This is a genomic window from Paractinoplanes polyasparticus (assembly GCF_019710575.1).
GTDB lineage: Bacteria > Actinomycetota > Actinomycetes > Mycobacteriales > Micromonosporaceae > Actinoplanes > Actinoplanes polyasparticus.
Map to the genome: position 1 here is coordinate 1 of NZ_JAHWFK010000007.1, position 26,088 is coordinate 26,088.

Annotated in this window: 28 protein-coding genes; 16 read left to right on the forward strand and 12 right to left on the reverse strand. The window is 70.2% G+C overall.

What is annotated here, in order from left to right:
- From KXC43_RS09315 to KXC43_RS09330, 4 genes are all read left to right on the forward strand, one after another.
- Positions 1 to 1,270 (forward strand): serine/threonine kinase C-terminal domain-containing protein (locus KXC43_RS09315; protein ID WP_498370560.1); only part of this gene is annotated, 1,270 nt, incomplete at its 5' end.
- A 97-nt stretch (positions 1,271 to 1,367) separates the two neighbouring features.
- Positions 1,368 to 1,556: a hypothetical protein gene (locus KXC43_RS09320; RefSeq protein WP_255643803.1), complete on the forward strand. Its 189-nt coding sequence runs from the start codon at positions 1,368 to 1,370 to the stop codon at positions 1,554 to 1,556.
- 206 nt (positions 1,557 to 1,762) lie between these two features.
- Entirely contained in the window at positions 1,763 to 2,497 is a 735-nt protein-coding gene (locus KXC43_RS09325) for a M50 family metallopeptidase (protein ID WP_221375587.1), read from the forward strand.
- Positions 2,498 to 3,041: 544 nt separating this feature from the next.
- Positions 3,042 to 3,701, forward strand: a complete 660-nt coding sequence (locus tag KXC43_RS09330; RefSeq protein WP_221375588.1) for a M50 family metallopeptidase — start codon at positions 3,042 to 3,044, stop codon at positions 3,699 to 3,701.
- On the opposite strand, the gene KXC43_RS09335 is transcribed toward KXC43_RS09330, so the two are convergent.
- On the reverse strand, positions 3,698 to 5,251 hold the full coding sequence (locus tag KXC43_RS09335) for an acyl-CoA carboxylase subunit beta (RefSeq protein ID WP_221375589.1): 1,554 nt from the start codon (positions 5,249 to 5,251) through the stop codon (positions 3,698 to 3,700). The genes KXC43_RS09330 and KXC43_RS09335 overlap by 4 nt on opposite strands.
- A gap of 122 nt (positions 5,252 to 5,373) precedes the next feature.
- On the opposite strand from KXC43_RS09335, the gene KXC43_RS09340 reads away from it, so the two are divergent.
- From KXC43_RS09340 to KXC43_RS09350, 3 genes are read left to right on the forward strand one after another with little or no spacing between them, the layout of a single operon-like run.
- On the forward strand, positions 5,374 to 6,447 hold the full coding sequence (locus tag KXC43_RS09340) for a hypothetical protein (RefSeq protein WP_221375590.1): 1,074 nt from the start codon (positions 5,374 to 5,376) through the stop codon (positions 6,445 to 6,447).
- Positions 6,448 to 6,463: 16 nt separating this feature from the next.
- Positions 6,464 to 7,315 carry a biotin--[acetyl-CoA-carboxylase] ligase gene (locus KXC43_RS09345; RefSeq protein WP_221375591.1) on the forward strand — a complete coding sequence of 284 codons (852 nt, stop codon included), beginning with the start codon at positions 6,464 to 6,466 and terminating at the stop codon, positions 7,313 to 7,315.
- A 4-nt stretch (positions 7,316 to 7,319) separates the two neighbouring features.
- Positions 7,320 to 7,895, forward strand: a complete 576-nt coding sequence (locus KXC43_RS09350; protein WP_221375592.1) for a PH domain-containing protein — start codon at positions 7,320 to 7,322, stop codon at positions 7,893 to 7,895.
- Here the strand turns inward: KXC43_RS09350 and KXC43_RS09355 are convergent.
- Genes KXC43_RS09355 through KXC43_RS09365 form a run of 3 tightly spaced genes read right to left on the reverse strand, consistent with a single transcriptional unit; the run spans position 7,892 to position 9,812 of the window.
- Positions 7,892 to 8,434, reverse strand: coding sequence for a GtrA family protein (locus tag KXC43_RS09355; protein ID WP_221375593.1), 543 nt, complete (start codon positions 8,432 to 8,434; stop codon positions 7,892 to 7,894). The two genes, KXC43_RS09350 and KXC43_RS09355, sit on opposite strands and share 4 nt — an antisense overlap.
- Before the next feature lie 27 nt (positions 8,435 to 8,461).
- Positions 8,462 to 9,076, reverse strand: coding sequence for a GtrA family protein (locus KXC43_RS09360; protein ID WP_221375594.1), 615 nt, complete (start codon positions 9,074 to 9,076; stop codon positions 8,462 to 8,464).
- Complete coding sequence (locus KXC43_RS09365) at positions 9,057 to 9,812, reverse strand: sigma-70 family RNA polymerase sigma factor (protein WP_221375595.1); 756 nt, start codon at positions 9,810 to 9,812, stop codon at positions 9,057 to 9,059. Before KXC43_RS09365 ends, KXC43_RS09360 begins: the two co-directional genes overlap by 20 nt.
- Positions 9,813 to 10,120: 308 nt before the next feature.
- Here KXC43_RS09365 and KXC43_RS09370 point away from each other — a divergent pair, with 308 nt between their 5' ends.
- Positions 10,121 to 11,953, forward strand: a complete 1,833-nt coding sequence (locus tag KXC43_RS09370) for a phosphoenolpyruvate carboxykinase (GTP) (RefSeq protein WP_255643804.1) — start codon at positions 10,121 to 10,123, stop codon at positions 11,951 to 11,953.
- 29 nt (positions 11,954 to 11,982) lie between these two features.
- Positions 11,983 to 12,828 (forward strand): hypothetical protein, encoded by an 846-nt coding sequence (locus KXC43_RS09375; protein WP_308129023.1) that lies wholly within the window; start codon positions 11,983 to 11,985, stop codon positions 12,826 to 12,828.
- On the opposite strand, the gene KXC43_RS09380 is transcribed toward KXC43_RS09375, so the two are convergent.
- Entirely contained in the window at positions 12,791 to 13,627 is an 837-nt protein-coding gene (locus KXC43_RS09380; RefSeq protein WP_221375597.1) for a helix-turn-helix domain-containing protein, read from the reverse strand. The genes KXC43_RS09375 and KXC43_RS09380 overlap by 38 nt on opposite strands.
- A gap of 86 nt (positions 13,628 to 13,713) precedes the next feature.
- Here KXC43_RS09380 and KXC43_RS09385 point away from each other — a divergent pair, with 86 nt between their 5' ends.
- From KXC43_RS09385 to KXC43_RS09395, 3 genes are read left to right on the forward strand one after another with little or no spacing between them, the layout of a single operon-like run.
- Positions 13,714 to 14,400 (forward strand): SDR family NAD(P)-dependent oxidoreductase, encoded by a 687-nt coding sequence (locus tag KXC43_RS09385; protein WP_221375598.1) that lies wholly within the window; start codon positions 13,714 to 13,716, stop codon positions 14,398 to 14,400.
- A 48-nt stretch (positions 14,401 to 14,448) separates the two neighbouring features.
- Positions 14,449 to 15,573 carry an NAD(P)/FAD-dependent oxidoreductase gene (locus tag KXC43_RS09390; protein WP_221375599.1) on the forward strand — a complete coding sequence of 375 codons (1,125 nt, stop codon included), beginning with the start codon at positions 14,449 to 14,451 and terminating at the stop codon, positions 15,571 to 15,573.
- A 32-nt stretch (positions 15,574 to 15,605) separates the two neighbouring features.
- Positions 15,606 to 16,388: an isoprenyl transferase gene (locus KXC43_RS09395; RefSeq protein ID WP_221375600.1), complete on the forward strand. Its 783-nt coding sequence runs from the start codon at positions 15,606 to 15,608 to the stop codon at positions 16,386 to 16,388.
- On the opposite strand, the gene otsB is transcribed toward KXC43_RS09395, so the two are convergent.
- Positions 16,385 to 17,191: a trehalose-phosphatase gene (gene otsB, locus KXC43_RS09400; RefSeq protein WP_221375601.1), complete on the reverse strand. Its 807-nt coding sequence runs from the start codon at positions 17,189 to 17,191 to the stop codon at positions 16,385 to 16,387. The genes KXC43_RS09395 and otsB overlap by 4 nt on opposite strands.
- Before the next feature lie 268 nt (positions 17,192 to 17,459).
- Between otsB and phoH2 the strand changes: the two genes are divergently transcribed.
- The 3 genes from phoH2 (at position 17,460) to KXC43_RS09415 (ending at position 20,744) form a co-directional block, all read left to right on the forward strand.
- Entirely contained in the window at positions 17,460 to 18,869 is a 1,410-nt protein-coding gene (gene phoH2 / locus KXC43_RS09405) for an RNA 5'-3' helicase PhoH2 (protein ID WP_221375602.1), read from the forward strand.
- A gap of 304 nt (positions 18,870 to 19,173) precedes the next feature.
- Positions 19,174 to 19,899: an aggregation-promoting factor C-terminal-like domain-containing protein gene (locus KXC43_RS09410; RefSeq protein ID WP_221375603.1), complete on the forward strand. Its 726-nt coding sequence runs from the start codon at positions 19,174 to 19,176 to the stop codon at positions 19,897 to 19,899.
- 68 nt (positions 19,900 to 19,967) lie between these two features.
- Complete coding sequence (locus KXC43_RS09415; RefSeq protein WP_221375604.1) at positions 19,968 to 20,744, forward strand: S1 family peptidase; 777 nt, start codon at positions 19,968 to 19,970, stop codon at positions 20,742 to 20,744.
- Here the strand turns inward: KXC43_RS09415 and KXC43_RS09420 are convergent, their stop codons facing one another.
- Positions 20,745 to 21,404: a rhomboid family intramembrane serine protease gene (locus KXC43_RS09420; RefSeq protein ID WP_221375605.1), complete on the reverse strand. Its 660-nt coding sequence runs from the start codon at positions 21,402 to 21,404 to the stop codon at positions 20,745 to 20,747.
- 117 nt (positions 21,405 to 21,521) lie between these two features.
- On the reverse strand, positions 21,522 to 22,565 hold the full coding sequence (gene glpX, locus KXC43_RS09425; protein WP_221375606.1) for a class II fructose-bisphosphatase: 1,044 nt from the start codon (positions 22,563 to 22,565) through the stop codon (positions 21,522 to 21,524).
- Between the two features lie 97 nt (positions 22,566 to 22,662).
- Between glpX and KXC43_RS09430 the strand changes: the two genes are divergently transcribed.
- On the forward strand, positions 22,663 to 23,310 hold the full coding sequence (locus KXC43_RS09430) for a DUF4245 domain-containing protein (protein ID WP_308129024.1): 648 nt from the start codon (positions 22,663 to 22,665) through the stop codon (positions 23,308 to 23,310).
- A gap of 21 nt (positions 23,311 to 23,331) precedes the next feature.
- Here the strand turns inward: KXC43_RS09430 and KXC43_RS09435 are convergent, their stop codons facing one another.
- The 4 genes from KXC43_RS09435 to KXC43_RS09450 form a co-directional block, all read right to left on the reverse strand.
- Positions 23,332 to 23,535, reverse strand: a complete 204-nt coding sequence (locus KXC43_RS09435) for an exodeoxyribonuclease VII small subunit (protein ID WP_221375607.1) — start codon at positions 23,533 to 23,535, stop codon at positions 23,332 to 23,334.
- Positions 23,536 to 23,614: 79 nt separating this feature from the next.
- Positions 23,615 to 24,853, reverse strand: coding sequence for an exodeoxyribonuclease VII large subunit (gene xseA, locus KXC43_RS09440; protein WP_221375608.1), 1,239 nt, complete (start codon positions 24,851 to 24,853; stop codon positions 23,615 to 23,617).
- A 42-nt stretch (positions 24,854 to 24,895) separates the two neighbouring features.
- Positions 24,896 to 25,486: a hypothetical protein gene (locus KXC43_RS09445; RefSeq protein ID WP_221375609.1), complete on the reverse strand. Its 591-nt coding sequence runs from the start codon at positions 25,484 to 25,486 to the stop codon at positions 24,896 to 24,898.
- A gap of 25 nt (positions 25,487 to 25,511) precedes the next feature.
- Positions 25,512 to 26,066 carry a hypothetical protein gene (locus tag KXC43_RS09450; protein ID WP_221375610.1) on the reverse strand — a complete coding sequence of 185 codons (555 nt, stop codon included), beginning with the start codon at positions 26,064 to 26,066 and terminating at the stop codon, positions 25,512 to 25,514.
- Positions 26,067 to 26,088: the final 22 nt, after the last annotated feature.

Here is a 26,088-nt window from a genome sequence, read left to right on the forward strand (position 1 = left end):
GGCCAGCGATGCCGAGAGCAGCGCCGCGCAGGCCAGCGATGCCGAGAGCAGCGCCGCGCAGGCCAGCGATGCCGAGAACAGCACCTCGCGGGCCGGCGATGCCGAGAGCAGCGCCCCGCAGAACAGTGCCGTAGAGGCAGCCGCCACGAGTGGTGCCCAGGTCGCCAGTGCGAGTTCGGAAGACAGCGCTGCGGAGAGCAACGCCGCTCAGAGCAACACCACGGATAGCGACGCCGCGCAGGACAGCGCCGCAGGCGACAGCGCTGCGCTGAGCAGCGCTGAGGCCACCACGAAGACGGGCAGCCCCTCCTCCGCCGGGCAGGCCAGCGCTCCAACGACCAGCGCGAAGAGTGACACCCCGGACGCGAAGGCCAAGGCCGCCGAGGCGCAGGCCAAGGATCTCCCGGCCGCACCCGCGGCGCCTCAGGACCGTACGCGTGCCGAATTGCCGGCCAATGCACGGCGAAAGCACACCTCGATTGACGACGCCGAACCGCTGAGCCCGGCGCCCGCATTCAATCGTTCGTCCCGCCCGGCCTGGGCTCCCATGCCCGTGCGCCAGTCGCCCGGCGTCACCGTCTTCGGCACGCGCCTGACCTACGGCCAGGCCGCCGTCGCCGGCGGCGTCCTGCTGCTCATCATCGTGCTGGTGGTCGTGCTCATCGGCGTCCTCGGCAGCGGCGACGGCGGCGACGACGACCAGTCGCAGCAACCGCCAGTCGTCCCCACCGTCTCGGCCGGCGGCGCGTCGCAGAAACCGGCTGCCGGCGCCCCCAGCAACGCCCCGTCCACGCCGAAGCCCACGGCGCCGTCCAGCCCGGCCGGGCTGGCCCTGCCCAGCACCTGGCGTGTGTACTCGGACGGCTCCGGCTACAAGGTGCCGCTGCCCAAGAGCGCCTCGATCAGGCAGTCCGGCAGCGAGACCCGCATCGAGTGGAACAACCGCCTGCTGCTGATCGACCAGACCGACGAGCCGAAGCCCGACGCGCTCGCCGACTGGAAGCAGCAGGAGCGGGACCGCGCGGGCCGGGACTACCGGGACTACCAGAAGGTGAAGCTGGTCCCGGTCAGCAACTACTTCAAGCAGGCCGCTGACTGGGAGTTCTTCTACACCACCAGCAGCGGCAACCCCCAGCACGCGGTGAAGCGCAACATCATCGTCAGCGACAGCCAGGCGTACTCGATCTCCTGGTATGTCTCACCCGACGACTGGGACGCCTCGCAGGCCGATCTCAAGCGTGTTTACCAGGGGTTTCAGCCCAAAAAGTAACTCCGGTGAGTGATGACGCGAATGAATGGGTAGTTCATGTCGCATCACGATCGGGAGGTACGACATGAACTGCCGACGACACGGCAGGAAGCCCACGATGGCCCTGTGGATGCTGGTCGCCCTGGCTGACCTGGCCATTCTCGCCGCCGCGGCGGGTGTTCTGGTCACGATCTCGGTGCTCGTCGCGCTGGCGGTGCTGGCCGGGGGCTTCGTCGCCGCCCGTCCGTTGCTCACGAGGCGTGCGACCCCCGTAGCCGCAGAATCCGTGATCCGTCGCCGCGCCTGACAAAGCCGCCGCCTGACAAAGCCGCCGCCTGACAAAGCCGCTGCATGACAAAAGCCGCTGCATGACAAAAGCCGCTGCATGACAAGAGCCGCCGCCTGACAACGGTCGTCGCCTGACAACGGTCGTCGCCTGACAAAGGTCGCCGCGCAACAGAAGTCCCGCGCGTACCAGGACCCGCATAGCGAGATCGGATACAGTTCCGCGCTGTGTCGATCGAAGGCGTGACTGACTTCTGGGACAAGCTGCTCGGTGCCCAACCGGACCCGCCCGGTCTGCTGGTGCTGCTCACCGCGCTGGCCGGCCTGCTCGCGGTGGCCTTCCGCCCGGTGTGGCGGATCGCCCGCAACGCCGTGACGATCGCCCATGAGGGCGGGCACGCTTTGTTCGCCCTGCTCACCGGGCGCAGACTGCGCGGCATCCGGCTCGAGTTCGACACTTCCGGCCTGACGCTGTCGTCGGGCCGCCCGACTGGCCCCGGGATGATGCTCACCCTGCTGGGCGGCTACATAGCGCCGTCGCTGGTTGGCCTGCTGGGCGCCTGGCTGCTCGGGGGCAATCGCATCACGCTGCTGCTCTGGCTGGCCGTGGTGCTCCTGCTGCTCATGCTCATCAACATCCGGAACCTCTTCGGCGTGCTCTCCCTGGTCGTCACGGGCGCCATCGTCTTCGCGGTCTCGTGGTACGCGACACCGGAAGTGCAAGCCGCTTTCGCGTACGCCGGGGTGTGGTTCCTGCTCTTCGGCGGCGTACGCCCGGTCTTCGAACTCCAGAGCCTGCGCCGGCGCGGCCGCATGCCCGAGTCCGACGCCGACCAGCTGGCCCACGTCACCCACGTGCCCGCCATCTTCTGGGTCGGCATCTTCCTGGCCGTCAACCTCGCCGCCCTGGTCGCAGGCGCCTTCCTGCTCGCCGGCCAGTGGCTCCCGGCAACCACTTCTTGATCTTCATTTCGCGGCCCCATCCGCAGGTTCTGTTTCGTAGTTGAGGCGGGGCTGCGGCGAGGCCCAGATCCCGCCTGGCGGCGTCCCGTGAAAACCCGGTTCCAACACCGGGAGCCGGGCTTCCACGGGCCACCACCAGACGAAATCTGGACCGCGCCTCGCTCCCACCCCAACTACGAAACAGAACCTAGCCCCCTCCCACCAAGGGGCATGTGAGGGACAGTAGGCGCCGGCGGCCGGCGGGGTGGCTCGTTGTCCACAGGCGACGACGGTCGGAAACGGAGTCGTGCACAGGGCGACACCGTCCGGCCCGACCACCACGGCGGCGGCCGGGGCACTCGGCCGCAGCGGCCGCGGACAGGCCGTCAACCACGGCGGCAGCGGGCAGGGTGCCTGGCCAGGACGGCGCCGGACAAGGTGCCCGGCGTGGCAGTGGTGGGCACTCCGCAGGCATGAATGGCAATCACGGAACGCCACCTTCAGGTCACGTATCCGGACCAAAGGGTGATGGGGCGGGTGCGTCGGGGGCGTTAGCTTCCGGGGCATGGATGATCCGGGGCTGGCGTGGACGACGGCGGTGCTCGCCTTTGTCGCGGCTGTGCCGCTGTGGCGGGTCACCACGCACGCCATCACGATTGCCCATGAGGGTGGGCATGCCATGTTCGGGTCGCTCACCGGGTTGTTCGTCAAGAAGGTGCGGGTGGATCGGGGCGGCGGCGGCTCGACCGCCTACCGGCAGGAGAAATGGTCGGTCCTGCAGACCTTGGCGGCGGGGCTGGCCGGCTACCTCGGCCCTTCGATCTTCGGGCTGGCCGGCGCGTGGATGCTGGTGCGCGGCATCAGTCCCCGGTCGATCCTGCTCATGACCCTGGTGCTGCTGGCCGTGCTGCTGGTCATGGTGCGCAACGTGTTCGGGTTCATCGCGGTGCCGGCGACCGGCGCGCTCGTGTGGACAGTCGCGATGCGCGCGAGTGCGGACGTCCAGCTCGTGTTCACGTACATCTGGATCTGGTTTCTGCTGATGGGCGGCACCCGGCAGATCCCCGAGCTGTACGGCAACTGGAAGAACGGCGGCGAACCGGACACCGGCACGCTGGCCAAGGCGACCGGTCTGTCCGATGCGTTCTTCGTGGCGCTGTTCTGGCTGGGCTCGATGGTCGCGTTGGTCTACGGCGGCGTCCTGCTGCTGACCAACCCCGTTTAGAGGGGAATGTTGCCGTGCTTCTTGGGCGGCAGGGATTCGCGCTTGGTGCGCAGGGTGCGCAGGCCGCGGGCGACCTGGGCGCGTGTCTGGGACGGCATGATCACCGCGTCGACGTAGCCGCGTTCGGCGGCGATGTACGGGTTGGCCAGCGTGTCCTCGTACTCCTGGATCAGTTCGGCGCGACGGGCGGCCGGATCCTCGGCTTCGGCGAGTTCGGCCCGGTAGAGGATGTTCACCGCACCCTGGGCGCCCATCACGGCGATCTGCGCGGTGGGCCACGCGAAGTTGAGGTCGGCGCCGAGGTGCTTGGAGCCCATCACGTCGTACGCGCCGCCGTAGGCCTTGCGGGTGATCACGGTGACCTTGGGGACGGTGGCTTCGGCGTACGCGTAGATGAGTTTCGCCCCGCGCCGGATGATGCCGTCCCATTCCTGTGACGTGCCGGGCAGGAAGCCGGGCACGTCGACGAAGGTCACCACCGGGATGTTGAAGGCGTCACACGTACGGACGAAACGGGCCGCCTTTTCCGAGGCGGCAATGTCGAGCGTGCCCGCGAGGTGCAGCGGCTGGTTGGCGACAACGCCGACGGGGCGGCCCTCGACCCGGCCGAAGCCGACCACGATGTTCTGCGCGTAGAGCGGCTGCACCTCGAGGAAGTCGTCGACCACCGTCTCGACGACCTTCTTGATGTCGTACGGCTGGTTGGCCGAGTCGGGGATCAGCGTGTCCAGTTCGAGATCCGGATCGCGCGGCGCGGACTCCGAGAACACGACCGGCTCGTCGAGGTTGTTCGACGGCAGGTAGGAGAGCAGCGCGCGCACGTAGTCGATCGCGTCGTCCTCGTCGGACGCCAGGTAGTGGGCGTTGCCGCTGCGGCTGTTGTGGGTGCGGGCGCCGCCCAGTTCCTCGAAGCCCACCTCCTCGCCGGTCACCGTCTTGATCACGTCGGGGCCGGTGATGAACATGTGCGAGGTCTGGTCGACCATCACCGTGAAGTCGGTGATCGCGGGGGAGTAGACGGCGCCGCCCGCGCACGGGCCCATGATCAGCGAGATCTGCGGGATGACCCCGCTGGCCCGGACGTTGCGGAAGAAGATGTCGGCGTAGAGGCCGAGCGCGACCACGCCCTCCTGGATGCGGGCGCCGCCGGAGTCGTTGATCCCGATGATCGGGCAGCCGATCTTCATGGCCAGGTCGAGCACCTTGACGATCTTCTCGCCGAAGACCTCGCCGAGCGAGCCACCGAAGATCGTGAAGTCCTGGGAGAAGACGCAGACCTGCCGGCCGTCGACCGTGCCGTAGCCGGTCACGACGCCGTCGCCGTACGGGCGGTTCCTCTCGAGGCCGAAGTTGGTGGACCGGTGCCGGGCCAGCGCGTCGAGCTCGACGAACGACCCCTCGTCGAGCAGCATCTCGATGCGCTCGCGGGCCGTCTTCTTGCCGCGGGCGTGCTGCTTCTCGACCGCTCGGACCGAGCCGGCGTGCACGGCTTCGTCGGTGCGCCGGGCGAGGTCGGCGAGCTTGCCCGCGGTGGTGTGGATGTCGGTCACGGTGGCTTCCTGCGCTCTCCACGGGCGGCGGTGTACTGGTCAGTAATGATCGTAGTGCGGTAGCAGGCCTCGCGCCGCTACGCGTGCGTTTCGCACTCAATGCCCCATTCGTTACCTGTGTCGTGACCAACTGGATGACCGCGGCCGGGATCGCCCTCATCGCCGGCGGGCTCGCCACGCTGATCTGCTTCCGATCCGTGCTGTTCGGCCGGGGCAGCCGCCGCGCCGGGCGCAATGCGCACACTGCCGAGGCGGCCGACATCCAGGCCAAGCCTCGCGGTACGAGGGGAAGCCGGCGGCGCGGCCGGGCGCCGGAACCGCTGATCCCGCCGGCCGAGGAGGAGGCGCGGGGAGCGCTGGCGTCGATCGGGCTGGCCGAGGAGGGCGAAGAGCCTTTTTCGTACGAGGATGATCCGCGCGCCGCCTCGGCGGAGCCGGAACGCGTGCTCGCCGACTTCCTGCCCGAACCCGTCGAGTTCGCGCCCGAGTCCGTCGAGTCCGACGACTTCGCGCCCGAGCCCCTCGATTTCGTCCCCGAGCCCGTCGATCACGGCCCCGAGCTCGCTGAGCTGGTCGGACTCGAGCTCGTGCCCGACCTGGAGCTCGACCCGGTTCCCGGCTTCGACGACCTCGACGACGACGAGCCGGACTATGCGGGCGAGCGCTACGGCCACCGCATCCAGGGCTGGGTCCGCCCCGACTACCGGCACGTCCCCGAGGAGCCCCCGTCCGGCGAGTACTGGACGCCGATCCCGGTCGATCTCGACCCGGACCCCGAGCCCTCGGCCAAGGGCTACGGCTGGCCGTCACCCGTCGAGCGCCTCCCTTCCGTCCCCGACTACGAACCGGCCACCGGCTTCGACCTGGCCCCGGTCGAGCACGAGCCGACCGAGGTGGTCTCGGCCCGGTCCGACGAGCAACGGTTCGGGCTGCCGCGCAGCTGGTCCGCCCGCAACGAGAAGCGGGCAGGCCGCGCGGAGAAGCAGGAGAGCCGCAGCGACCGCCGGGAAAGACGCGAGTGGCGTACGGAGAACGAAGCGCTCCCCACCACCCAGCTCTTCGCCGCCGTCTCCGACGACCAGCCGCCCGCCCGCCGTCGCCGCCCGCGCCCCCGCCCTCGCCCGTCCGTCGAACCCCCCGACCGCAGCACCCGCGTATATGTCAGCCGTCACGCCGCCGAGCCCCCGCCCAGATAGAGGTTAGGCTCGGCGAATGTCCTCGCCGTTCACGGACCTCGACCGACCTCCGCTGTCACCGCGCTCGCTCGAACGCGCCCTGGTGACCCCGGGCAGCCTGTGGACGCGGGTCGAGGTCGTCGCCGAGACGGCCTCCACGAACGCCGACGTCGGCGCCGCCGTCGCCAAGGGCGAACCCGAGGGCCTGGTCGTCGTGGCCGAACAGCAGACCGCGGGCCGGGGCCGCCGCGACCGGCAGTGGGTCTCTCCGGCCCGGGCCGGTCTTACCCTGAGTGTCCTGTTGCGACCGGGCCGCCCCGACCGTGAGCACGAGTGGCGCACCCTGTCGCCGGCCACGTTCGGCTGGCTGCCGCTGCTGGCGGGCGTGGCGTTGCGCGACGCGGTCGAGCGGGTGGCCGAGGTCGAGGCGACCCTGAAGTGGCCGAACGACCTGCTCGTGGGCGAGCGCAAGTGCGCCGGAATCCTGGCCGAGGTGTCCGGCGACGCGGTCGTGGTCGGGCTCGGGCTCAACGTGACGACCCGCGCCGAGGAACTTCCCGAGACCAATGGGCTGCCCGCCACCTCGCTGCGGGTGGCCGGCGCCGCCGTGACCGACCGCGACCCGCTGCTGCGGGCACTGCTGCGCGGCTTCGCCTCGTGGTACGCGGGGTGGCGCGAGGCGGGCGGCGACGCGGAGATGTCCGGGCTGCTCGCGGCGTACCGCCGGAGCTGCTCGACGATCGGCCGGCAGGTGCGGGTGCTGCTGCCGGCGGGCGAGACGCTGACCGGCGAGGCGACCGAGGTGGACGCGGCCGGCCAGTTGGTCGTCCGGACGGCGGACGGCGCCGAGCATCGTGTCTCGGCGGGTGACGTGCTGCACGTACGCTGACCGCGTGGCGTTCCCCGCTGAAGTTCTCGCCGAGGAGGAGGAGCTCGTCCTCCACCTGCATCCGCACTGGAAGACGGCCCTGGGTCCCGGCCTGCTCGTGCTGATCGCCGTCGTCGTGACCGCCGTGGCCTGGGTGATGCTGCCCGTCACCGAGGGCGGCCGCATCGCGTTCCTGGTGGTCGCGGCCATCATGGTCTATCAGGGCGTCCGGTACGGCGTGGCGCCCCTGGTGGTCTGGCGGTGCACCCACTACGTGCTGACCGACGAGCGGATCCTGCTGCAGGACGGCGTGATCGCGCGGGAGCGGCGGGACCTGCCGCTCAACCGGGTCAACGACCACGTGGTGACCCAGTCGGTGCTCGACCGGCTGTTCGGCACGGGCACCCTCAAGATCGACTCAATCGGTGAGCGGGCCGTGGTGCTGACCGCCGTGCCGCGGGCCCAGCAGGTGCAGACGCTGCTCTACGAGCTGATCGAGCAGGACCGTCTGTTGCGCCCCGATGACGATGACGCCGACGAGGACGAGCGCGAGGTCCCCGTACAACGAAAAGGGTTTCTGTTCAAGAAGCAGCGCGGCTAGCGTCGAGCGTCGAGCTGCGCGACGCTGCCCGGCTCGTCCTCGGCGCTCAGCTCGGCCAGGCCGGCCACCGCGTCCAGCTCGGCGAGGTCACCCTCGTGACCGTCGACCGGCGGCTTGAGGAAGACGAAGGTGCGGTAGGCCCAGAAGCGGAACACCGTGGCGATCACGATGCCGGCCGCGGTGACGGCCATGAACGCGTGCGCGTCGTTCGCCTCGGTCAGGCCGAAGCCGTACTTGCCGACGGCGATCGACCCGGACTGGATGACCATGCCGACCAGGTTGAAGCCGAAGAAGAGCGTGTACTCCCGGCGCAGGGCGGTGCGGCTGTGTTTGCGGTAGGTCCAGTACCGGTTGGCGATGTACGCCAGGGTGGTCGTCACCACCGTGGCGATGACGCTGGCCTTGACGGCGCCGATGGGCAGTGCGACCCACGTGATCACCAGGTAGAGCAGAGTGTTTCCGGCACCGATCACGCCGAATGCCAGGACTTCCGGGGCAAGACGGCGCAGGTGTTCCGTCAGCGCACGAGCTGAGGGCATTGAGCAACCTTACGGGAGAGAGGGCAATTACGCCGTGTCACGAACGGGGGCTGGCGGCGGGGTTGGCCCGGCCGCGCTGTTCTCGTGTCGTGGTGGCGTGCCCGGCGGGGTCGAGGCCGGGAAGACGAACCGGCGGTAGGACCAGAATCGGAACAGCGAGCCGGCGGCGGTGCCGACCAGCTGGCCCGAGATGTTGTCCGCGAGCTGGGTCTGGAAGACGGGTGAGAGCTGCCCGAGACCGTAGTGGCTGATCGCCAGGCAGGCGAGACCGATCCCCAGGCCTATGGCGTTGAGCACGAAGAAGACCGTGTACTGCCGGGCCATGTTGGCGTGGGCGCGGTGACGCCACGTCCAGAACCGGTTGCCGAGGAAGGCGAACGTGGTGGCGATCACCGTCGAGATGGTCTTGGCGATCAGCGTCTCGAAGCCGGCCTGGAGCAGCACGTTGAAGATCGCCACGTCGATGGCGAACGCGACGCCGCCGACCGTGCCGAACTTGCCCAGCTCGCGAATGAGTGCCCGGAGCCGGTAGCGCAAGCCGGACGGCTGCGGCGACGAGGATGCGGGCACGGTCCCGAGAGTACCGGGGGCAGTCACGGACCGCTGTTTTCGTTGGCGAGTCTTAACCGCTTGATCCCGCATGGTGACGCTGCCGGTACGGAGGGTGGATCTCGCTGATTTCGGCAATCTCGGCCACTCTCTTCCGGCACTCGGCGCACCACCCCAGATGGACGCGCATCCGGTTGCCGTCCCGCGGGGCGAGCCGCCCGCGCAGGTGGACACCGAGCCGGTCACCCGCCCACCGGCACTCAGGGTGGTCGGCGGTGGTCACATGTTGTTGGAGGTAGAGGCTGCGCAGCCCCTCCCGGGCGCGGTGGGCCAACACGGCCACCGCATTGGGCGTCATGCCCAGCATTCCGGCCACCTCGGCCGGGCTGTTCCCTTCAACGGCGGTCTGCCACAACACGTCACGCCAGCGCTCGGGCAGCTGGCGGAAGGCGGCCGCGGCGTACGTGCGCTCCAGCCGGTCGAGCGCCGGGTCGACGTAGGGCTGGCCCTCGTCGTACCGGGTCAGGTCGTCGGTGAACTCGAGCCGGCGATCGCGTTGGGCCCGGTGGTAGCAGACGTGCCGCATGGTCGTGTGCAAGTAGGCGCGGAAGGCGACGAGAGGGCCCCGCCCGGCTCGCAGCGAGGCGAACACCTTGGCGAACGTCTCGGCGACCAGGTCGTCGACGTCGGCCGGGTCGCTCGTCAGGCCCCACGCCAACTGGCGTGCGGCTGCGCGGTGGCGTTCGTAAAGCGTCCCGTACGCCGCCGTGTCCCCGGCCCGGACGGCGGCCAGCAGCTCGGTGTCCGGCGGACTGCCCGGGATCGTCATTCCTGCCTCCTGCGGCGGGAGTAAGAGGAAAGCCCGATGACGACCAGCTTAGGCGGTTACGTCCGTTTTGCGAAAGTCGACCTTTGGCTGGGCGTGCCCGGCCGTTCCGGCGATGTTGCGCGGAACTGCGCCCTTGGTCGAAGGATCGATCGCGTACGAGCACCACGGCCGAGGATTGTGCGGTTATCCACAGCAACGGCCGATGAACTCAACGTGTCCGCGGCTTAGGCTGAGCCAACTCCCCAAGACCCGGGCCGGCGCTGACCGGCCCTGCGGTCATTGGTCAGCGCCGACCGAAGGAGCACGTCTTGACCGCTGTGAAAGCGCACGCCCGCCTGGCCGCCTGGATCGACGAGGTTGCCGCACTGACGACCCCCGACCGCATCGTCTGGTGCGACGGCTCCGAGCAGGAGTGGGCGACGCTCACCGACGCGCTCGTCGAGTCGGGCGCGTTGGTCCGCCTCGATCCGGCCCGGAAGCCGAACTCGTTCTGGGCCCGCACCGACCCCAATGACGTCGCCCGCGTCGAGGAACGCACCTTCATCTGCTCGGCCGACGAGGCCGACGCCGGTCCCACCAACAACTGGATGGACCCGGCCGAGATGAAGTCGACGATGACCGAGCTCTACCGCGGCTGCATGCGCGGTCGAACGATGTACGTCGTGCCGTTCTGCATGGGCCCGCTCGACACTGCGCCTTCCCGCGGCGGAAAACCGATGCAAACCAATGTGAAGCCCATGTTCGGGGTGGAACTGACCGACAGCCCATACGTCGTGGCCAGCATGCGGATCATGACGCGGATGGGCTCGGCAGTGCTCGAGGCGATGGGTTCCGACGCCGACTTCGTGCCGGCGCTGCACTCGGTGGGCGCTCCGCTCGAGCCGGGCCAGGAAGACGTGGCCTGGCCGTGCAACGAGACCAAGTACATCTCCCATTTCCCGGAGACCCGCGAGATCTGGTCCTTCGGCTCCGGGTACGGGGGAAACTCGCTGCTCGGCAAGAAGTGCTACGCGCTGCGGATCGCCAGCGTGGCCGCCCGCGACGAGGGCTGGCTGGCCGAGCACATGCTGATCATGAAGCTGACGTCGCCCGAGGGTCAGGTCCGCTACATCGCCGGCGCGTTCCCGTCGGCCTGCGGCAAGACCAACCTGGCCATGCTCGAACCGACGCTGCCCGGCTGGAAGGTCGAGACCGTCGGCGACGACATCGCCTGGATGCGCTTCGGCGAAGATGGCCGGCTCTGGGCGACCAACCCCGAGTACGGCCTGTTCGGTGTCGCTCCCGGCACCGACTTCCACACCAATCCCAACGCGATGCGCACGCTGGCCCGCGGCAACTCGGTCTTCACCAACGTGGCCCTGACCGACGACGGCGACATCTGGTGGGAGGGCATGGGCACGCCCCCGGAGCACCTCGTGTCGTGGAAGGGCGAGGACTGGACCCCCGACTCGGACGCGCCCTCGAGCCACCCCAACAGCCGATTCTGCACGCCCATCGAGCAGTGCCCGATCCTGGCCGACGAATACCACGACCCCCGCGGCGTGCCCATCGACGCCATCCTGTTCGGCGGGCGCCGCAAGACCACGGTCCCGCTGGTCGCCGAGGCCCGCGACTGGGTGCACGGCGTCTACCTCGGCGCGACCCTGTCGAGCGAGACCACGGCGGCCGCGGTCGGCCAGGTCGGTGTCGTCCGCCGCGACCCGATGGCGATGCTTCCGTTCATCGGCTACCACGCCGGCGACTACTTCCAGCACTGGATCGACATGGCCAAGGGCGCCTCGGGCGACGCGGCCCGGCTGCCGAAGATCTTCTATGTCAACTGGTTCCGGCGCGACGAGGACGGCGGGTTCCTGTGGCCCGGCTTCGGCGAGAACAGCCGCGTGCTCAAGTGGATCGTCGAGCGGCTCGACGGCCGGGGCGAAGCGGTCGAGACGGCGATCGGCCACGTGCCGACCGTGGCGGCCATCGACCGTACCGGCCTCGACCTCACCGACGAGCAGTTGGAAGCGGCGCTGCGCGTTGACCGCGACGAGTGGCTGGCCGAGATCCCGCAGGTCACCGAGTGGTTCGAGAAGTTCGGCGACAAACTGCCGACCGTGCTGTGGGCCGAGTTGGACGCGCTGAAGGCCCGCCTGGCCTGATTTCGGCGGCCACCGGGTAAGACCCGGTGGTGACGATCGATGCGGAGCGGCGGCCACGTGCGCTGAGCGCGCTGACCGCCCTCCTGCTGGCCACGGCCGCGGCCACCGTCGTGGTCGAGGTCCTCAACTACTTGTACGCGCCATCGCACGGCTTCGGATTGGCGGTGCGCACCGGCTGGGCGTTGCTGCGCACCCTCGGCTGGCTCCTGCTCGTCCGCCAGGTGCGGCGGAACCGGGCCGTCGCTCGACCGCTGGGCCTGATCCTGGCCGTCACCACGATCTTCGCCGTGGGCCGTCTGGTCGTGCCGCGCTCCGGCTTGCCCCCGCTCCCCGGCGTGATCGGCTTCGCGGCGCTGGTCCTCCTGTGCGGGGCCGTGGTCGCCATGCTCTACCGCCACCCGGTCGTCCGCGAACACCTGGTGCGCCACCCGAACCGCCTCGTGTTCACCCGCGAGGGCCTCCGCATGCAAGAGGCCACCCCACGCCAGGCCCCGGTGACCGGTTGGCTGCTGACGGCCCGCATCGCGGCGTTCACCTACAGCCCGCTCATGCTCGTGCCGTGCCTGATCTCGTTCGGCGAGCTGCGCGACCGCCCGGAATGGCTGCTCGCCGTCCTGTTCTGGCTGGCCGCGGGCATCGGTGTCAGCTATGCGGTGCTCCTCGGCACCTTCTTCCTGATGCGCGGCAAGGCCGGCGCCCGGCGCTACCTGGCCTGGCTGACCCTGTTCGTGCTGGCCTGGGACCTGCCGCTCTGCTACTTCCTGCTGGGCCTCGACGGCCTCGTCCGGGACGGCGCCCCGCTCCTGGCTGCCGCCCTGCTCACCTGGTATGGGCTCCTCAGAGGACACCGGACAGCAGAGCCAGACGCAGCTTGATCTCGTCGTCGCTGCCTGCCGCGGCGGTGAGGATCACCAGCTTGAGCTCGGCGTCGCCGTCGCTCAGCACGTCGCAGTCGACGGCGATCGGCCCGACCGAGGGGTGATCGACGATTTTGTGGTCCTCACGGTGGGCGCCCACCGCACCCCCGGCCCACAGCTCGGCGAAGCGGCGGTTCCCGCGGACGAGGTCGCGGACCAGCGTGGCGAGACGGCGGTCGTCCGGGAAGCGGCCCGTCGCCCGCCGCAGGTCCGAGACGATGGCGGCCTCGGTCGCGGGCCGGGACAGCGAGGTCACCGGCCAATGCGACAGCTGCGGGACGGCGCCCTCGACGGGGAAGCTGTCGCGAGCGAAGTTGCGCAGCGCGGGTGGCGTCGGGGAGGGGTCGCCCAGCAGCGCCGCCCAGCCCCGGTTCCACTGGATGAGCTGCCAGTCGGCCGCGAACACGGCGACCGCGGCGGTGTCGCCCAGCCGCCCCAGCATCCGCTGCAGACCGGGTGGGATGTGGTCGGAGATGTGCGCCGGCGGTGCGATGCCGGCCAGTCGGTACAGGTGGTCGCGTTCGGCCGCGGTGAGCTGCAACGCCCGGGCCAGCGCGGCGACGACCTGCGCCGACGGGGTGCGGAACCGGCCCTGTTCGAGGCGCACGACGTAGTCGACCGAGATGCCGGCCAGGCCGGCCAGTTCCTCCCGGCGCAACCCGGCCGCCCGTCGCCCGCGGCCGCCCGGCAGCCCCACGTCGGCGGGGGCGAGACGGTCGCGCCAGGCGCGCAGAGAGGAGCCGAGTTCCGAGGTCATAGGCCGATTGTGACGCGCCGGCGGCGGTCCAGCGTGGTAACAGTCTTCCCTGGTTGCGCCGTCGGCGACGACGAACGATGGGACGCATGACGATCACCTTCATCACCGGGGCCAACAAGGGCCTCGGCTACGAGACCGCCCGCCGGCTCGTCGAGCTCGGCCACACCGTCCTGCTGGGCGCCCGCGACGCCGGGAGGGGCGCGGCCGCCGCCGAGGCGCTCGGCGCCCGGTTCGTCCGCATCGACGTCACCGACGACGAGTCGGTCGCCGCGGCCGCCGCCGACGTCGAGCGGCACGAGGGACGTGTCGACGTCCTGATCAACAACGCGGGCATCCCCGGCACGTACGGCTCGACCAGCGTCACCGACATCCGCGAGGTGCTCGACGTCAACGTCGTCGGCGTGGTGCGTGCCACCGAGGCCTTCCTGCCGTTGCTCCGGCGTTCGGCCGACCCGGTCGTGGTCAACGTGAGCAGCGGGATGGGTTCGCTGGCGGCCACCCACGACCCGGCCCGGGCCGAGTCGAAAGCGGTCTTCCCGGCCTACACGTCGTCCAAGGCGGCGCTGACCATGCTGACGACCCAGTACGCCAAGGCGATGCCGGACATCCGGATCAACGCCGCCGACCCGGGCTACACCGCGACCGACTTCAACGGCCACTCCGGCCCGCAGACCGTCACCGAGGGCACCGACGCCGTTGTCGCGCTCGCCACCGAAGGCCCCGGTCACGGCTCCGGGCGGTTCGTCGATCGGGACGGTGACATCGCCTTCTGACGCGGGACACGGGATGCCCCGGCGCTGCTCATCACCGAGGATTCTCGTATGCGGGAGTTCGATGTCGCGATCGTCGGAGCCGGCCCGGCCGGGTCGGCGGCCGCGCTGGCGGCCCGGCGGGTGGGCGCTTCGGTGGTGCTGCTCGACCGGGCCGAGTTTCCTCGCGACAAGCCGTGCGGTGACGGCATCGCGGCCGACGCGGTCACGGTCCTGGAAGGACTCGGCGTGCACGGCGTCACCGCCGGCTACCCGGCGATCGAGCGCCTGCGGCTGGTCGGGCCGGGTGGTTCGGCGGTCGCGCGGCCGCTGCCCCGGGTGGCGCACACTGTGCCGCGACGGATCTTCGATGAACGGCTGGTGCGGGCGGCGGTGGCGGCCGGCGCGGAACTGCGCAGACACACCGTACGGTCGGTTCGCGCCACGGCCGGCGGCGTTGTCATCGACGGGCGGTGGCGGGCGGGAGTGCTCATCGGGGCCGACGGGGCGGGCTCGGTGGTGCGGCGGGCGCTCGGGTTCCCGGTGAACCCGCCGGGGCACCTGGCCGTGGCGCTGCGGGGCTACGCGCGCACCACCAACACCACCGAGCAGATCATCATCACGACCCGGGCGCGTTGGCCGGCGTACGCGTGGGAGTTTCCGCTCGGCGACGGCACCGCCAACGTCGGCTACGGGGAAGTCCTGCGGGGGAGCGCGCTGTCCCGGGCGTACCTGGTGGAACGCCTTCAGCACCTGTTGCCGGGCCGTGAGCCGACCGGGCTGCGCGGGCACCACCTGCCGTTGTCCACCCACCGGCCGCCGCCGGCGCGGGGGCGGGTGCTGCTCGCGGGGGACGCGTTGTCGCTGATCAACCCGTTCACGGGGGAGGGCATCTTCTACGCCGTCCTCTCCGGAGCCCTGGCCGGCGAAGTGGCCGCGGCCGGTTCGGAGCGGGTCGCCGAACGGTACGGGCGTGCTCTTCGTCACCGGCTCGGCCGGCATCTGCGGCACTCCGGCTTTGCGGCGTCACTCACCCGTCAGTCGTGGGTCGTCGACGCCGCGGTGGCGGCGGCTGCCCGAGATGGTGAGGTCTTCGACCGGATGGTGGAGCTTGGCCTCGGTGACGGAGTTTTCGACCTCCGCACGATCGGTCGCATCGCGTCCCGGTTGGGCCGGCGTCACCCGGCCGCCCCTTGAGTCGTCGCCGACAAGGGCTAGGGTTTTAAGCGATGAGTCTGCGGTCGTTGATTTCAACTCCGTTCTACCGCGTGTATGAACGTCGGCTGGCCGGCAAGCTGGCCGGTAAGCCCGTGCCCCAGCACGTCGGCGTCATGTGCGACGGCAACCGCCGCTGGGCCCGCGAGATGGGCTTCGTCGACCCCAACGACGGCCACCGCGTCGGCGCGACCCGGATCAAGGAGCTGCTGACCTGGTGCGACCAGGCCGGCATCAAGCACGTCACGCTCTATCTGCTGGCCACCGACAACCTGCAACGCCCGGCCGCCGAGCTCGACCCGCTGGTGAAGATCATCGAAGATCTGGCCACCGAATTGGCCGAGGACGGCAACCCGTGGCGGCTGCGCATGGTGGGCGCGCTCGACGTGCTGCCCGCCGCCACCGCGGCGACCTTGAAGGCGGCACAGGAGAAGACCCGCGACCGTACGATCGGCGTCGAGGTCAACCTGGCGGTCGGCTACGGCGGTCGCCGCGAGATCGCCGACGCGGTGCGGTCACTGCTGCACGAGCAGGCCGCGGCCGGGCGCACGATCGAGGAGATGGCCGAGATCCTCGACGTCGAGCACATCGCCGAGCACCTCTACACCCGCGGGCAACCCGACCCCGACCTGGTCATTCGCACCAGCGGGGAACAGCGCCTCTCCGGCTTCCTGCTGTGGCAGTCGGCGCACTCGGAGTTCTATTTCCACGACGCCAACTGGCCCGACTTCCGCCGCATCGACTTCCTGCGGGCCCTTCGGTCGTACGGAAGCAGGCAGCGCCGCTACGGCGCCTAGAAGTTCCGCAGGCCCTCGTTGAGGAAGGCCGCGACCGCGTCGGGCGACTCGAGCGTGAGGTCGGCTGCGCTGGACACCTCGGCGCCCGTCTCGGGGTTGGCCACGGCGACCGCGACCCCGAAGAACGACGGGTCGACGGCCTCGCGGGCGCGCAGCGCGTCGAACGCCTTGATGTCGGACATGTCGTCCCCGAAATACCACGCGGACCCGGCGTTGCGGACGCCCTCGGTGATTACCATGCCCTTGTCCTGGTCGACGGGGGGCTTCAGCTCGACCACCATGCGGCCGGCCTGGATGCGCAGCCCGAGCTGTTCGGCCTGCTCGTGACCCCAACGCTCGACCGCGGGCGCCTCGTGCGGGGCGGTGCGGTAGTGCAGGGCCACGGAGAGGCGCTTGTATTCGACCAGGGTTGACGCGGGCAGCTCGGCCCGGGCCCGATCGGCCAGCTCGGCCATCGCGGGCACCCAGGGCTCGGCAGCGGGGTTGGTGACGACCTTGCCGTCGTGCCACACCTCGAGGCCGTACAAGCCGTAGAGGTCGACGTGATCGAGCGAGGCGAACCGGGAGCGCAGGAAGCTCACGGGGCGGGCCGACACGATCGCGACGCGCTGGACCACCTCGGCCAGGCGTTCGAGGGTGCCGAGGACGGCCGCCGCGGGCTGGGACGCGTCGGGGTCGTCGGTGACGGGTGAGAGCACGCCGTCGAAGTCGAAGAAGAAGGTGGTCGCCGATGCGTGGGCGGCGGTGAACGCCCAGGCCTCGGCGATGCTCGGCGGATGGGTCGGACGCGGAGTCTGTGCCACGTCGTCAGATTACCCGCCTGAGGTGACGTTTCATGCCGGAGAAATTTGCCTGGACGTCGCCCGTCACCCGTTTTTGCGTACTACCGCGTTGCGCAGTTGACCGCTAGCGTTTGAGTCATGGCACGGGGTCATCCCGAGCCAGCCGGCCGGCCCGGACCAGCGACAAGTGCGCCACGGGGCCCGCAATCCGACCCCGTGCATGAGACGGGCGCCGGAGGTGGCGGACCGCGGGCGTACCGGGTTGCACGCCCGCCGCTGGAGCAGGCCTGTGACATCTCGCCGATCAGACGCCGACGTCGCCCGCGACTCGGCCGCCGAAGTCTCCCCCAGCACAGCGCGCACCGGGCGCAAGTCCCGGGACAGGCACGCTGACGCAGAACCGGCCCCCGCGGGCCGTGTTTTCGTTCTGGACACTTCGGTCCTGCTGTCCGACCCGGCGGCGTTCCGCCGCTTCACCGATCACGAGGTGGTCATTCCCCTCGTGGTCATCAGCGAGTTGGAGGGCAAGCGTCACCATCCCGAGCTCGGGTGGTTCGCGCGGCAGTCGCTGCGTCTTCTCGACGAACTGCGGATCAAGTACGGGCGGCTCGACCAGCCCGTTCTCTGCAACGACGAGGGCGGCACGCTGCGCGTCGAGCTCAACCACGCCGACCAGAGCGTGTTGCCGCAGGGCTTCCGCAACGACTCGAACGACACCCGGATCCTCTCGGTCGCCCTCGGGCTGGCCGCCGAGGGCCGCGAGGTCACGCTGGTCAGCAAGGACATGCCGCTGCGGGTCAAGGCGGCGTCGGTGGGCCTCACGGCCGATGAATACCGCCACGGTCAGGCCAGCGACCCGACCTGGACGGGCATGGCCGACCTGAAGCTGGGCGAGGAAGAGGTCAACGCGCTCTACAGCGGCGAGGAGCTGGAACTCGAGGAGGTCGACCACCTGCCCTGCCACACGGGTCTGGTGGTGCACTCGCCACGCGGGTCGGCGCTGGGCCGGGTCAACCCCGACAAGACCGTGCGGCTGGTACGCGGTGACCGGGAGGCGTTCGGCCTCCGCGGCCGGTCGGCCGAGCAGCGCGTCGCCCTGGACATCCTGCTGGACGAGTCGATCGGCATCGTCTCGCTGGGTGGCAGGGCCGGCACCGGGAAGTCGGCGCTGGCGCTGTGCGCTGGGCTCGAAGCCACCATGGAGCGCAACCGCCACAAAAAGGTGATCGTCTTCCGTCCGCTCTATGCCGTGGGCGGCCAGGAGCTGGGCTACCTGCCCGGCACCGAGAACGAGAAGATGTCGCCGTGGGCCCAGGCCGTGTTCGACACGCTGGGCGCCGTGGTGCACGCCAACGTGGTCGAAGAGGTGATGGCCCGCGGCATGCTCGAGGTGCTCCCGCTGACCCACATCCGCGGGCGCAGCCTGCACGACGCCTTCGTGATCGTCGACGAGGCGCAGTCGCTGGAACGCAACGTCCTGCTCACGGTGCTCTCCCGCATCGGGCAGGGCTCGCGGGTGGTGCTCACCCACGACGTGGCCCAGCGCGACAATCTGCGCGTCGGCCGGCATGACGGCGTCACGGCGGTGATCGAGGCGCTGAAGGGCCACCCGATCTTCGCCCACGTCACGCTCACCCGATCCGAGCGTTCGCCGATCGCCGAAGTGGTCACCGACCTGCTGGAGGAAATTCCACTCTGAGTGGTGAGGGGAATCCGTGGCGTGATCACGGATTCCCCTTCGGAGTGATGCAATTTCCGGGGTATTTCACCCGGTATGAGCGTGAAATTTATGTGAGCAAGTTCACAAGACCGCGTCGTCATTTCACATCCACTTCACCGTGGGCCATGGTGTCTGACGAGCGCCATGCGGGGTCACCGTCGTCGGAGATCGACTTCAGACCCCGCGCCGACCCGATTCCGGGCCGGGCGCTCGCGGCGTGTTCAGCCACTGATCGACCTGGTGGCCGGATGCCGCGTCATTGCCCCCGACGAAGGGAAACTTCGTGAATCGGCTCTGGAGCCGGGTCGGAGTACGAGTTGCCTCGGTCAGCCTGCTGGTTGCGGGTGCGGCCACCGGCATCTACCTCGGACAAGACCGCGAAGTCCAGCAGTCAGCCGAAGCGAGCGTCGTCGCGCAGGTCGCCGTCGACGACGTGCAGCTGCTGAAGCAACGTCAGGCCGAGCACGCCGCCGCCCGCGCGTCTCAGCGCGAGGCCGCCGGTGACGCCGCCGCCAAGGCCGCGAGCGCCGCCAAGGCCGCCGCCGGCAAGGCTCACCAGCTCGAGAAGAGGGTCATCGCGCAGAAGAAGGCCGAGGCCGCTGCCGCGAGGAAGAAGGCCGAGGAAGAAGCGGCCAAGAAGGACAGCGACGAGGGCTCGGGCAGCACGCCGGAGTTCACCGGCGACATCCCGGCCTCCTGCGACGAGTTCAGTGGCAACCGGGCCATCGGCTGCACGCTGATGCTCGACGCCGGTTTCAAGATCTCCCAGTTCTCCTGCCTCGAGAAGCTGTGGAAGAAGGAAAGCGGCTGGAACCACAAGGCCGAGAACCGCAGCTCGGGGGCGTACGGCATCCCGCAGGCCCTGCCGGGCGAGAAGATGAAGTCGGCCGGCAGCGACTGGGAGACCAACCCGGCCACCCAGATCGAGTGGGGCCTCGGCTACATCGAGGGTCGCTACGGCACCCCGTGCAGCGCGTGGGGACACTCGCAGGACGTGGGTTGGTACTAAGTAGACGAGCTTGGTGACGGGCCGCGCGGCTAACCGCGCGGCCCGTTTCATTGTGATCAAATGTCTGCATGGTCCGAAAAGCCGCTTTGCTGGCGCTGGCCACGGTCCTGCTGCTCGGTGGGCAGTCCGCTCAGGCTGTCAGCGACACGCGCCCGGCCCGTGACGTGGTCGGTGGGCTGGTGGCGCCGCAGGGCAAGTTCCCGTGGGCGGTACGGCTCTCGATGGGCTGCGGCGGGACCCTGGTCGAGCCCCGAGTGGTGCTGACCGCCGGACACTGCGTGGACGGCACCGGGAAGAACAGCAGCATCGTCGTCACCGCCGGTGTCACCGACCTCAAATCCCGGCGGGCCCAGACCGCGCAGTCGGAGCGGGTGATCCGGGCCGAGGGCTTCGTCAACGAGGTCCGCGGCGACGACTGGGCGGTCGTCCGGCTCGACAAGCCACTGCACCTGCCGACCCTGCCGATCGGCCGGGAGTCGATCGGCGAGGGGCGGTACGTGGTGATGGGCTGGGGCCAGACTCGGGAGGACTCGATCCAGCAGGAGGATCGGCTGCACTACGCGACCGTGCTGACCGTGCCGGATGAGAGATGCGCCACCGCGTACAAGAAAGCGGGAGTGGCTCTTGTGCCCGATGAGCAGTTCTGTGCCGGCTCGCCCGGCGTCGACACGTGTCAGGGTGACAGCGGCGGACCGATCATCGGCCACGGCCGGCACGGCGAATGGGTGCAGGTCGGCATCGTGAGCTGGGGCCTGGGCTGCGCGCGGGACGGCTACCCGGGCGTCTACACCCAGATCTCGACCTTCCGCCCGGCGATCAAGGCCGCCGTGCGCAAGCTGCGCTGATCAGAACTCCAACGTCGACGTGCTGCTGGTGGAGGGGGCCGGGCGCACCCGCTTGCGGCGGAAGATGACGGCCGCGATCGCGCCGCCCAGCAGGCCCAGCAGGTGTCCCTGCCACGAGATCGGCTGGTCGGTCGGCAGGATGTTGTAGAGCTGGTACCAGTACAGGAGGCCGATGAAGGCGGCGACGCCGAGGTTCCACCACGAGCGCTCGACCAGGCCGCGGGTGAGCAGCAGGCCCAGGTAGCCGAAGACGACGCCGCTGGCCCCCACGACCACGCTCTGAGGGTCGCCCACGAACCAGACGCCGAGACCGCTCACCAGCATGATCACGAAGGTCGACCAGATGAACCGTTTCGTGCCGCCGGCCAGCGCGAACGTGCCGACCAGGATCAGCGGCACGGCGTTGCCGTAGAGGTGGTCCCACCCGGCGTGCAGGAACGGGCTGAACAGCACGCCGTCGAGCCCGTCGATGCGGTGGGGGATGATGCCGCCGGCCACGTCGAGCTGGCCCGAGCCGATGCCGACGTCGATCGCCTCGACCAGGAAGAGCACCGGGATGACGGCGCACATGGTGACGAATGCCCGTCCCAGGGACGCGTAGAAAGCGTCCGTGCCGAACTTCGCCTCTGCGTCCGCTCGCGCTTGCGCCCCGTAACTCATCTTTCGATAGTTCCAGGCAATGGCAGGGCCCGCCAATGGGCGGACCCTGCCATCAGCTAGTTCTCAGACAACCGGATCGCCGTCCAGTTCTCAGACAACCGGATCGCGGTCCAGTTCTCAGATGACCGGGTCGCCGTCGCCCAGCGGGACGGTCGGCAGGTGGCCGTCGAAGTCGACGGCCGAGTACAGGGCCAGCTTCTCGAGCCGGTGGTACGAGTCGATCACCCGGATGGTGCCGCTCTTGGAGCGCATGACCATCGACTGGGTGTGCGCGCCGCCGGAGCGGTAACGCACGCCCTTGAGCAGGTCGCCCGAGGTCACGCCGGTCGCCACGAAGAAGCAGTTGTCGCCGGTGACCAGGTCGTCGGTGGTCAGCACGCGGTCGAGGTCGTGCCCGGCGGCCAGGGCCTTCTCGCGCTCGGCGGCGTCCTGCGGCCACAGCTTGGCCTGGATCATGCCGCCCAGGCACTTGAGCGCGCAGGCCGCGGTGATGCCCTCGGGGGTGCCGCCGATGCCCATCAGCACGTCCACGTCGGACTCGGACCGCGCCGCCGAGATCGCGCCGGCGATGTCGCCGTCGGAGATGAACTTGATGTTCGCGCCGGCCTGGCGCACCTCTTCGACCAGCGTGGCATGCCGCGGCCGGTCGAGGATGCAGACGGTCACGTCGTTGATGCTCGACCGTTTGGCCTTGGCGATGCGGCGCAGGTTCTCAGCCGTGCCGGCGTTGATGTCGATGACGTCGGCGCAGTCCGGGCCGACGGCGATCTTCTCCATGTAGAAGACGGCGCTCGGGTCGAACATGGCGCCGCGCTCGGCCACGGCCAGCACCGCGACGGCGCCCGGCATGCCCTTGCTCATCAGCGTCGTGCCGTCGATCGGGTCCACGGCCACGTCGACCTCGGGGCCGGTGCCGTCGCCGACCCGCTCCCCGTTGAAGAGCATGGGCGCCTCGTCCTTCTCGCCCTCACCGATCACCACGGTGCCGCGCATCTGAATCGAATTGATCAGCTTGCGCATGGCGTCGACGGCGGCGCCGTCACCGCCGTTCTTGTCGCCGCGCCCGACCCAGCGGCCGGCCGCCATGGCGGCGGCCTCGGTGACGCGAACCAGATCGAGAGCGATGTTGCGGTCGAGATCCTGCGGGACCCGTGCGGGCATGGGCGCCTCCTCGCGACGTTGCGGGGTGTAGTCCACCGATCCTCACACGCGCGGACGCGCGAAGTCTCGGCTCAGCGACATGGTTAACAATGGGTGAGTGGAACCCGCATCGCCCGCACCGGCCAACTCCGCAGCGTCCGCCAAGCCCGAGGCGGACGCCGGCGCCGCACCCCCCACCGACGCCGACGCTTCGCCCGCTCCTGAGCCTGGGCCGCAGGCGCCGGTGCGGCTCGCGCGGGGTTCGGAGCGGTCACCCAAGGACATGGCGATGTCGCTGGCCGTCCTGCTGATCCCGATCGCGCTGCTGCTGACCTTCTATCGCCTCGTGCTCGACGGCGACAAGCCGATCGCGATCGACCCGGCTCCGACCGTGCAGGAGGCGCAGCAGTCGAAGCTGTTCCCGGTGCTGGTGGCGCAGGGCCTCGGCGACGACTGGCACACCTCCAGCGCCACCTTCCGCCGGGCCGAGAACGGCGCGACCCTGCGGATCGGCTATGTCGACCCCGACAAGGACCCGATCCAGCTGGTGCAGAGCAACGTGCCCGCGGCCACCCTGCTGCCGCAGGAGCTGAGCAAGGACGCCGAGCCGATCGGCAACTTCCGCGCCCAGACCGGTGTGTGGCGCCTCTACAACGCCCGCCCCGGCGAGCGCGCGCTGGTGCTGGCCGATCAGAGCCGCACGGTCGTCATCGTCGGCAAGACCGACACCGACAACCTCGAATCGCTGGCCGGCGCTCTGCGCTGACGCGTCAGCGGCCGGCGACGATCAGCTGTCGGATCGGGCGGCGCGGGCTGCCTCGATGCGCTCGCGGGCGCCGTCGAGCCAGCGCTGGCAGACGTCGGCCAGCTTCTCGCCGCGCTCCCACAGGGCCAGCGACTCCTCCAGCGAGCTGCCGCCCTGCTCCAGCCGCTCGACGACGCCGGCCAGCTCGGTGCGCGCCTGCTCGTAGCTCAACTTCTCGTCGCTCACTGCGTCTCCCGTGCTCGTTTTCTTCGCCACCGGTCAACCCGCCGCTCTGCTCACCTCGCCCCGCATGCCGCGAGGCCGGTCATTCGTCGTCGCTCACGACTGCCCGCCGCTCGCCCTCGGCGAGGCGAAGGCGGAGGGCGTCGCCCGGCTGCACCTCGCCGGCGGCGCGGACCACGTGGCCGTCGGCGCGTTGCACGATCGCATAACCGCGCTGGAGGGTGGCCGCGGGCGACAGCGCCCGCAGCCGGGCGACCGTGTGGCGGAGCTCGTCGTCGGCGCGGCGTAGGCGATGGTCGAGGCTGCGCACGGCCCTGTCGCGCAGGGCGGTCACGTCGGCGGCGCGCTGATCGACCAGCAGCTCGGGGCGGGCCAGGGACGGGCGCGACCGCCAGGACTCGATGCGGTGGGTCTCGCGCTCGACCAGGGTGAGCACGGCGCGTTCGAGCCGGCGGCGGGCCACGTCGATGAGTTGCGTCTCTTCGCCGAGGTCGGGCACCAGGCGCTTGGCCGCGTCGGTGGGGGTGGAGGCGCGCACGTCGGCCACGTAGTCGAGCAGGGGCGCGTCGGTCTCGTGGCCGATGGCGCTGACCACGGGCGTGCGGGCGCCGAAGACGGCCCGGCACAGCGCCTCGTCGGAGAACGGCAGCAGATCTTCGACGCTGCCGCCGCCGCGGGCGATCACGATGACGTCGATCGTGTCGTCGTTGTCGAGGACCTTGAGCGCGTCGATGATCTGGGGCACCGCGGTCGGGCCCTGGACGGGCACGTTGATCACCCGGAAGTCGACCGACGGCCACCGGCGGCGCGTGTTCATCAGCACGTCGCGCTCGGCGGCGCTGGCCCGGCCGGTGATCAGGCCGATGCGCTGCGGCAGGAACGGGAGCCGGCGCTTGCGCTCGCGGGCGAACAGCCCCTCGGCGCCGAGCAGCTTTTTCAGCCTTTCGAGCCGGGCCAGCAGCTCGCCCAGCCCGACCTGGCGGATCTCGTCGGCCCGCAGGCTGAGCGAGCCGCGGGCCGGGTAGAACTCGGGCTTGGCGTGCAGCGTGACGCGGGCGCCCTCGGCCAGCTCGGGCGCGCCCGAATCAAGCACGTCGCGGTGGGCGGTGACGGTTAGGCTGAGATCGGCCGACGGATCACGCAGGGTCAGGAACACCACGGTGGAGCCGGGCCGGCGGCTGATCTGGGCGACCTGGCCATCGACCCAGACCCAGCCCAGCTTGGCGATCCAGGCGCCGATCTTCTGACTGACGACGCGGACCGGCCAGGGTTCCTCGGGGGAACTCTTCGGCGGCGCCGCGCTCGGCTCTGGCTCACTCACCCGGCCAGACTACGGAAGCCCTACGACAATCCCCGCGAGGCCTCAGCCCCGGACGTTGCGGTCCCCGGCGCCGTCGCCGTAGCTCTGAGACCGGTGGTTCCCGATGCTGTCACCGGCGTTGCGGGCCTCGGCGTGACCCGCAGGCGGCGCGGCTCCCGCCGGAGGCTCCGCCGCGCGGCGGGTGGGCAGGAACCGGCCGGCGGCGACCAGCACGATCAGGCCGGCGCAGAGCCAGAAGAGCAGGTCGGCGAGCGAACGGGCGAGATCGAAGCGCCATCCGCCGGGATCGCGGGCGAGCATCGTGAACGGAAAACCGTGCCGTACGGCGTACCCGCGCGAGCAACACGCCACCGCCAGCGCCGGAATCGTGCTGAGCACCAGCCCGAGCCCCGCCACCAGCCCGCCGGTCAGCCAGGCGACGCGGGACGTCCACCCCTCGACCCGGCTCGCGCCCAGCAGGAGCAGTCCGGTGACCAGCAGCACGACGTGGAACGCGACGTAGGAGGCATCGGTGAGACCCATGGCCAGGTCGAGCACGCCCAGCGCGACGAAGGCCCACCCCACGATCAGCCGGAAGGTCGCCCCCGCCGAGGCGAGAAAGCCCGGTTCGTCGTCCTCCGCTGCCTCAGGCATGCGTCCGAGTATCTCGGCAAAAACGTCACATCACCGGTGATTCGGCTTCTTCCGCCCGGACGGGCCGGGCCCGGCGGACCAGGACGGCGATCACCACCAGCACCAGGCCGACATACGACCAGACCAGCAGGTTCGTGGCCAGCGAGACGACGTCGGCCGACCACCCCGACGACTGGGCCAGCCGGAACGCCGTCTCGGGGTCGTCGGCGACACCACCCCGGCTGACCCAGTGGAAGGGCCAGCCGCGTTCCGAGACGTACGCGAACATGCAGCACTCGCGGGACGACTCGACCAGCAGCCCGGCCGCAGTGCCGGCCAGCGCGAACCCGCTCATGACGAGCGCGGTCGCCAGCCGGGGCAGGCGGATGCGGTGGGGCATGAGCAGCACCAGGCCGCCGGCCGCGAGCACCGCGCCAACCCCGGCGTCGAGCGCCGCGGTCGAGACGTGCAGGTTGAGCAGGATCCAGGTCAGCCCGCCGACCAGCGACAACGCACCGAGAACGAACCGCAGGGCCCGGCCGGTGACCACCCACCAGGGCGCCAGTTCGACCGTCTTGTCGCGCTGCTGCTCCTCAAGCATCCGACGAGTATCCCGAGCGGCC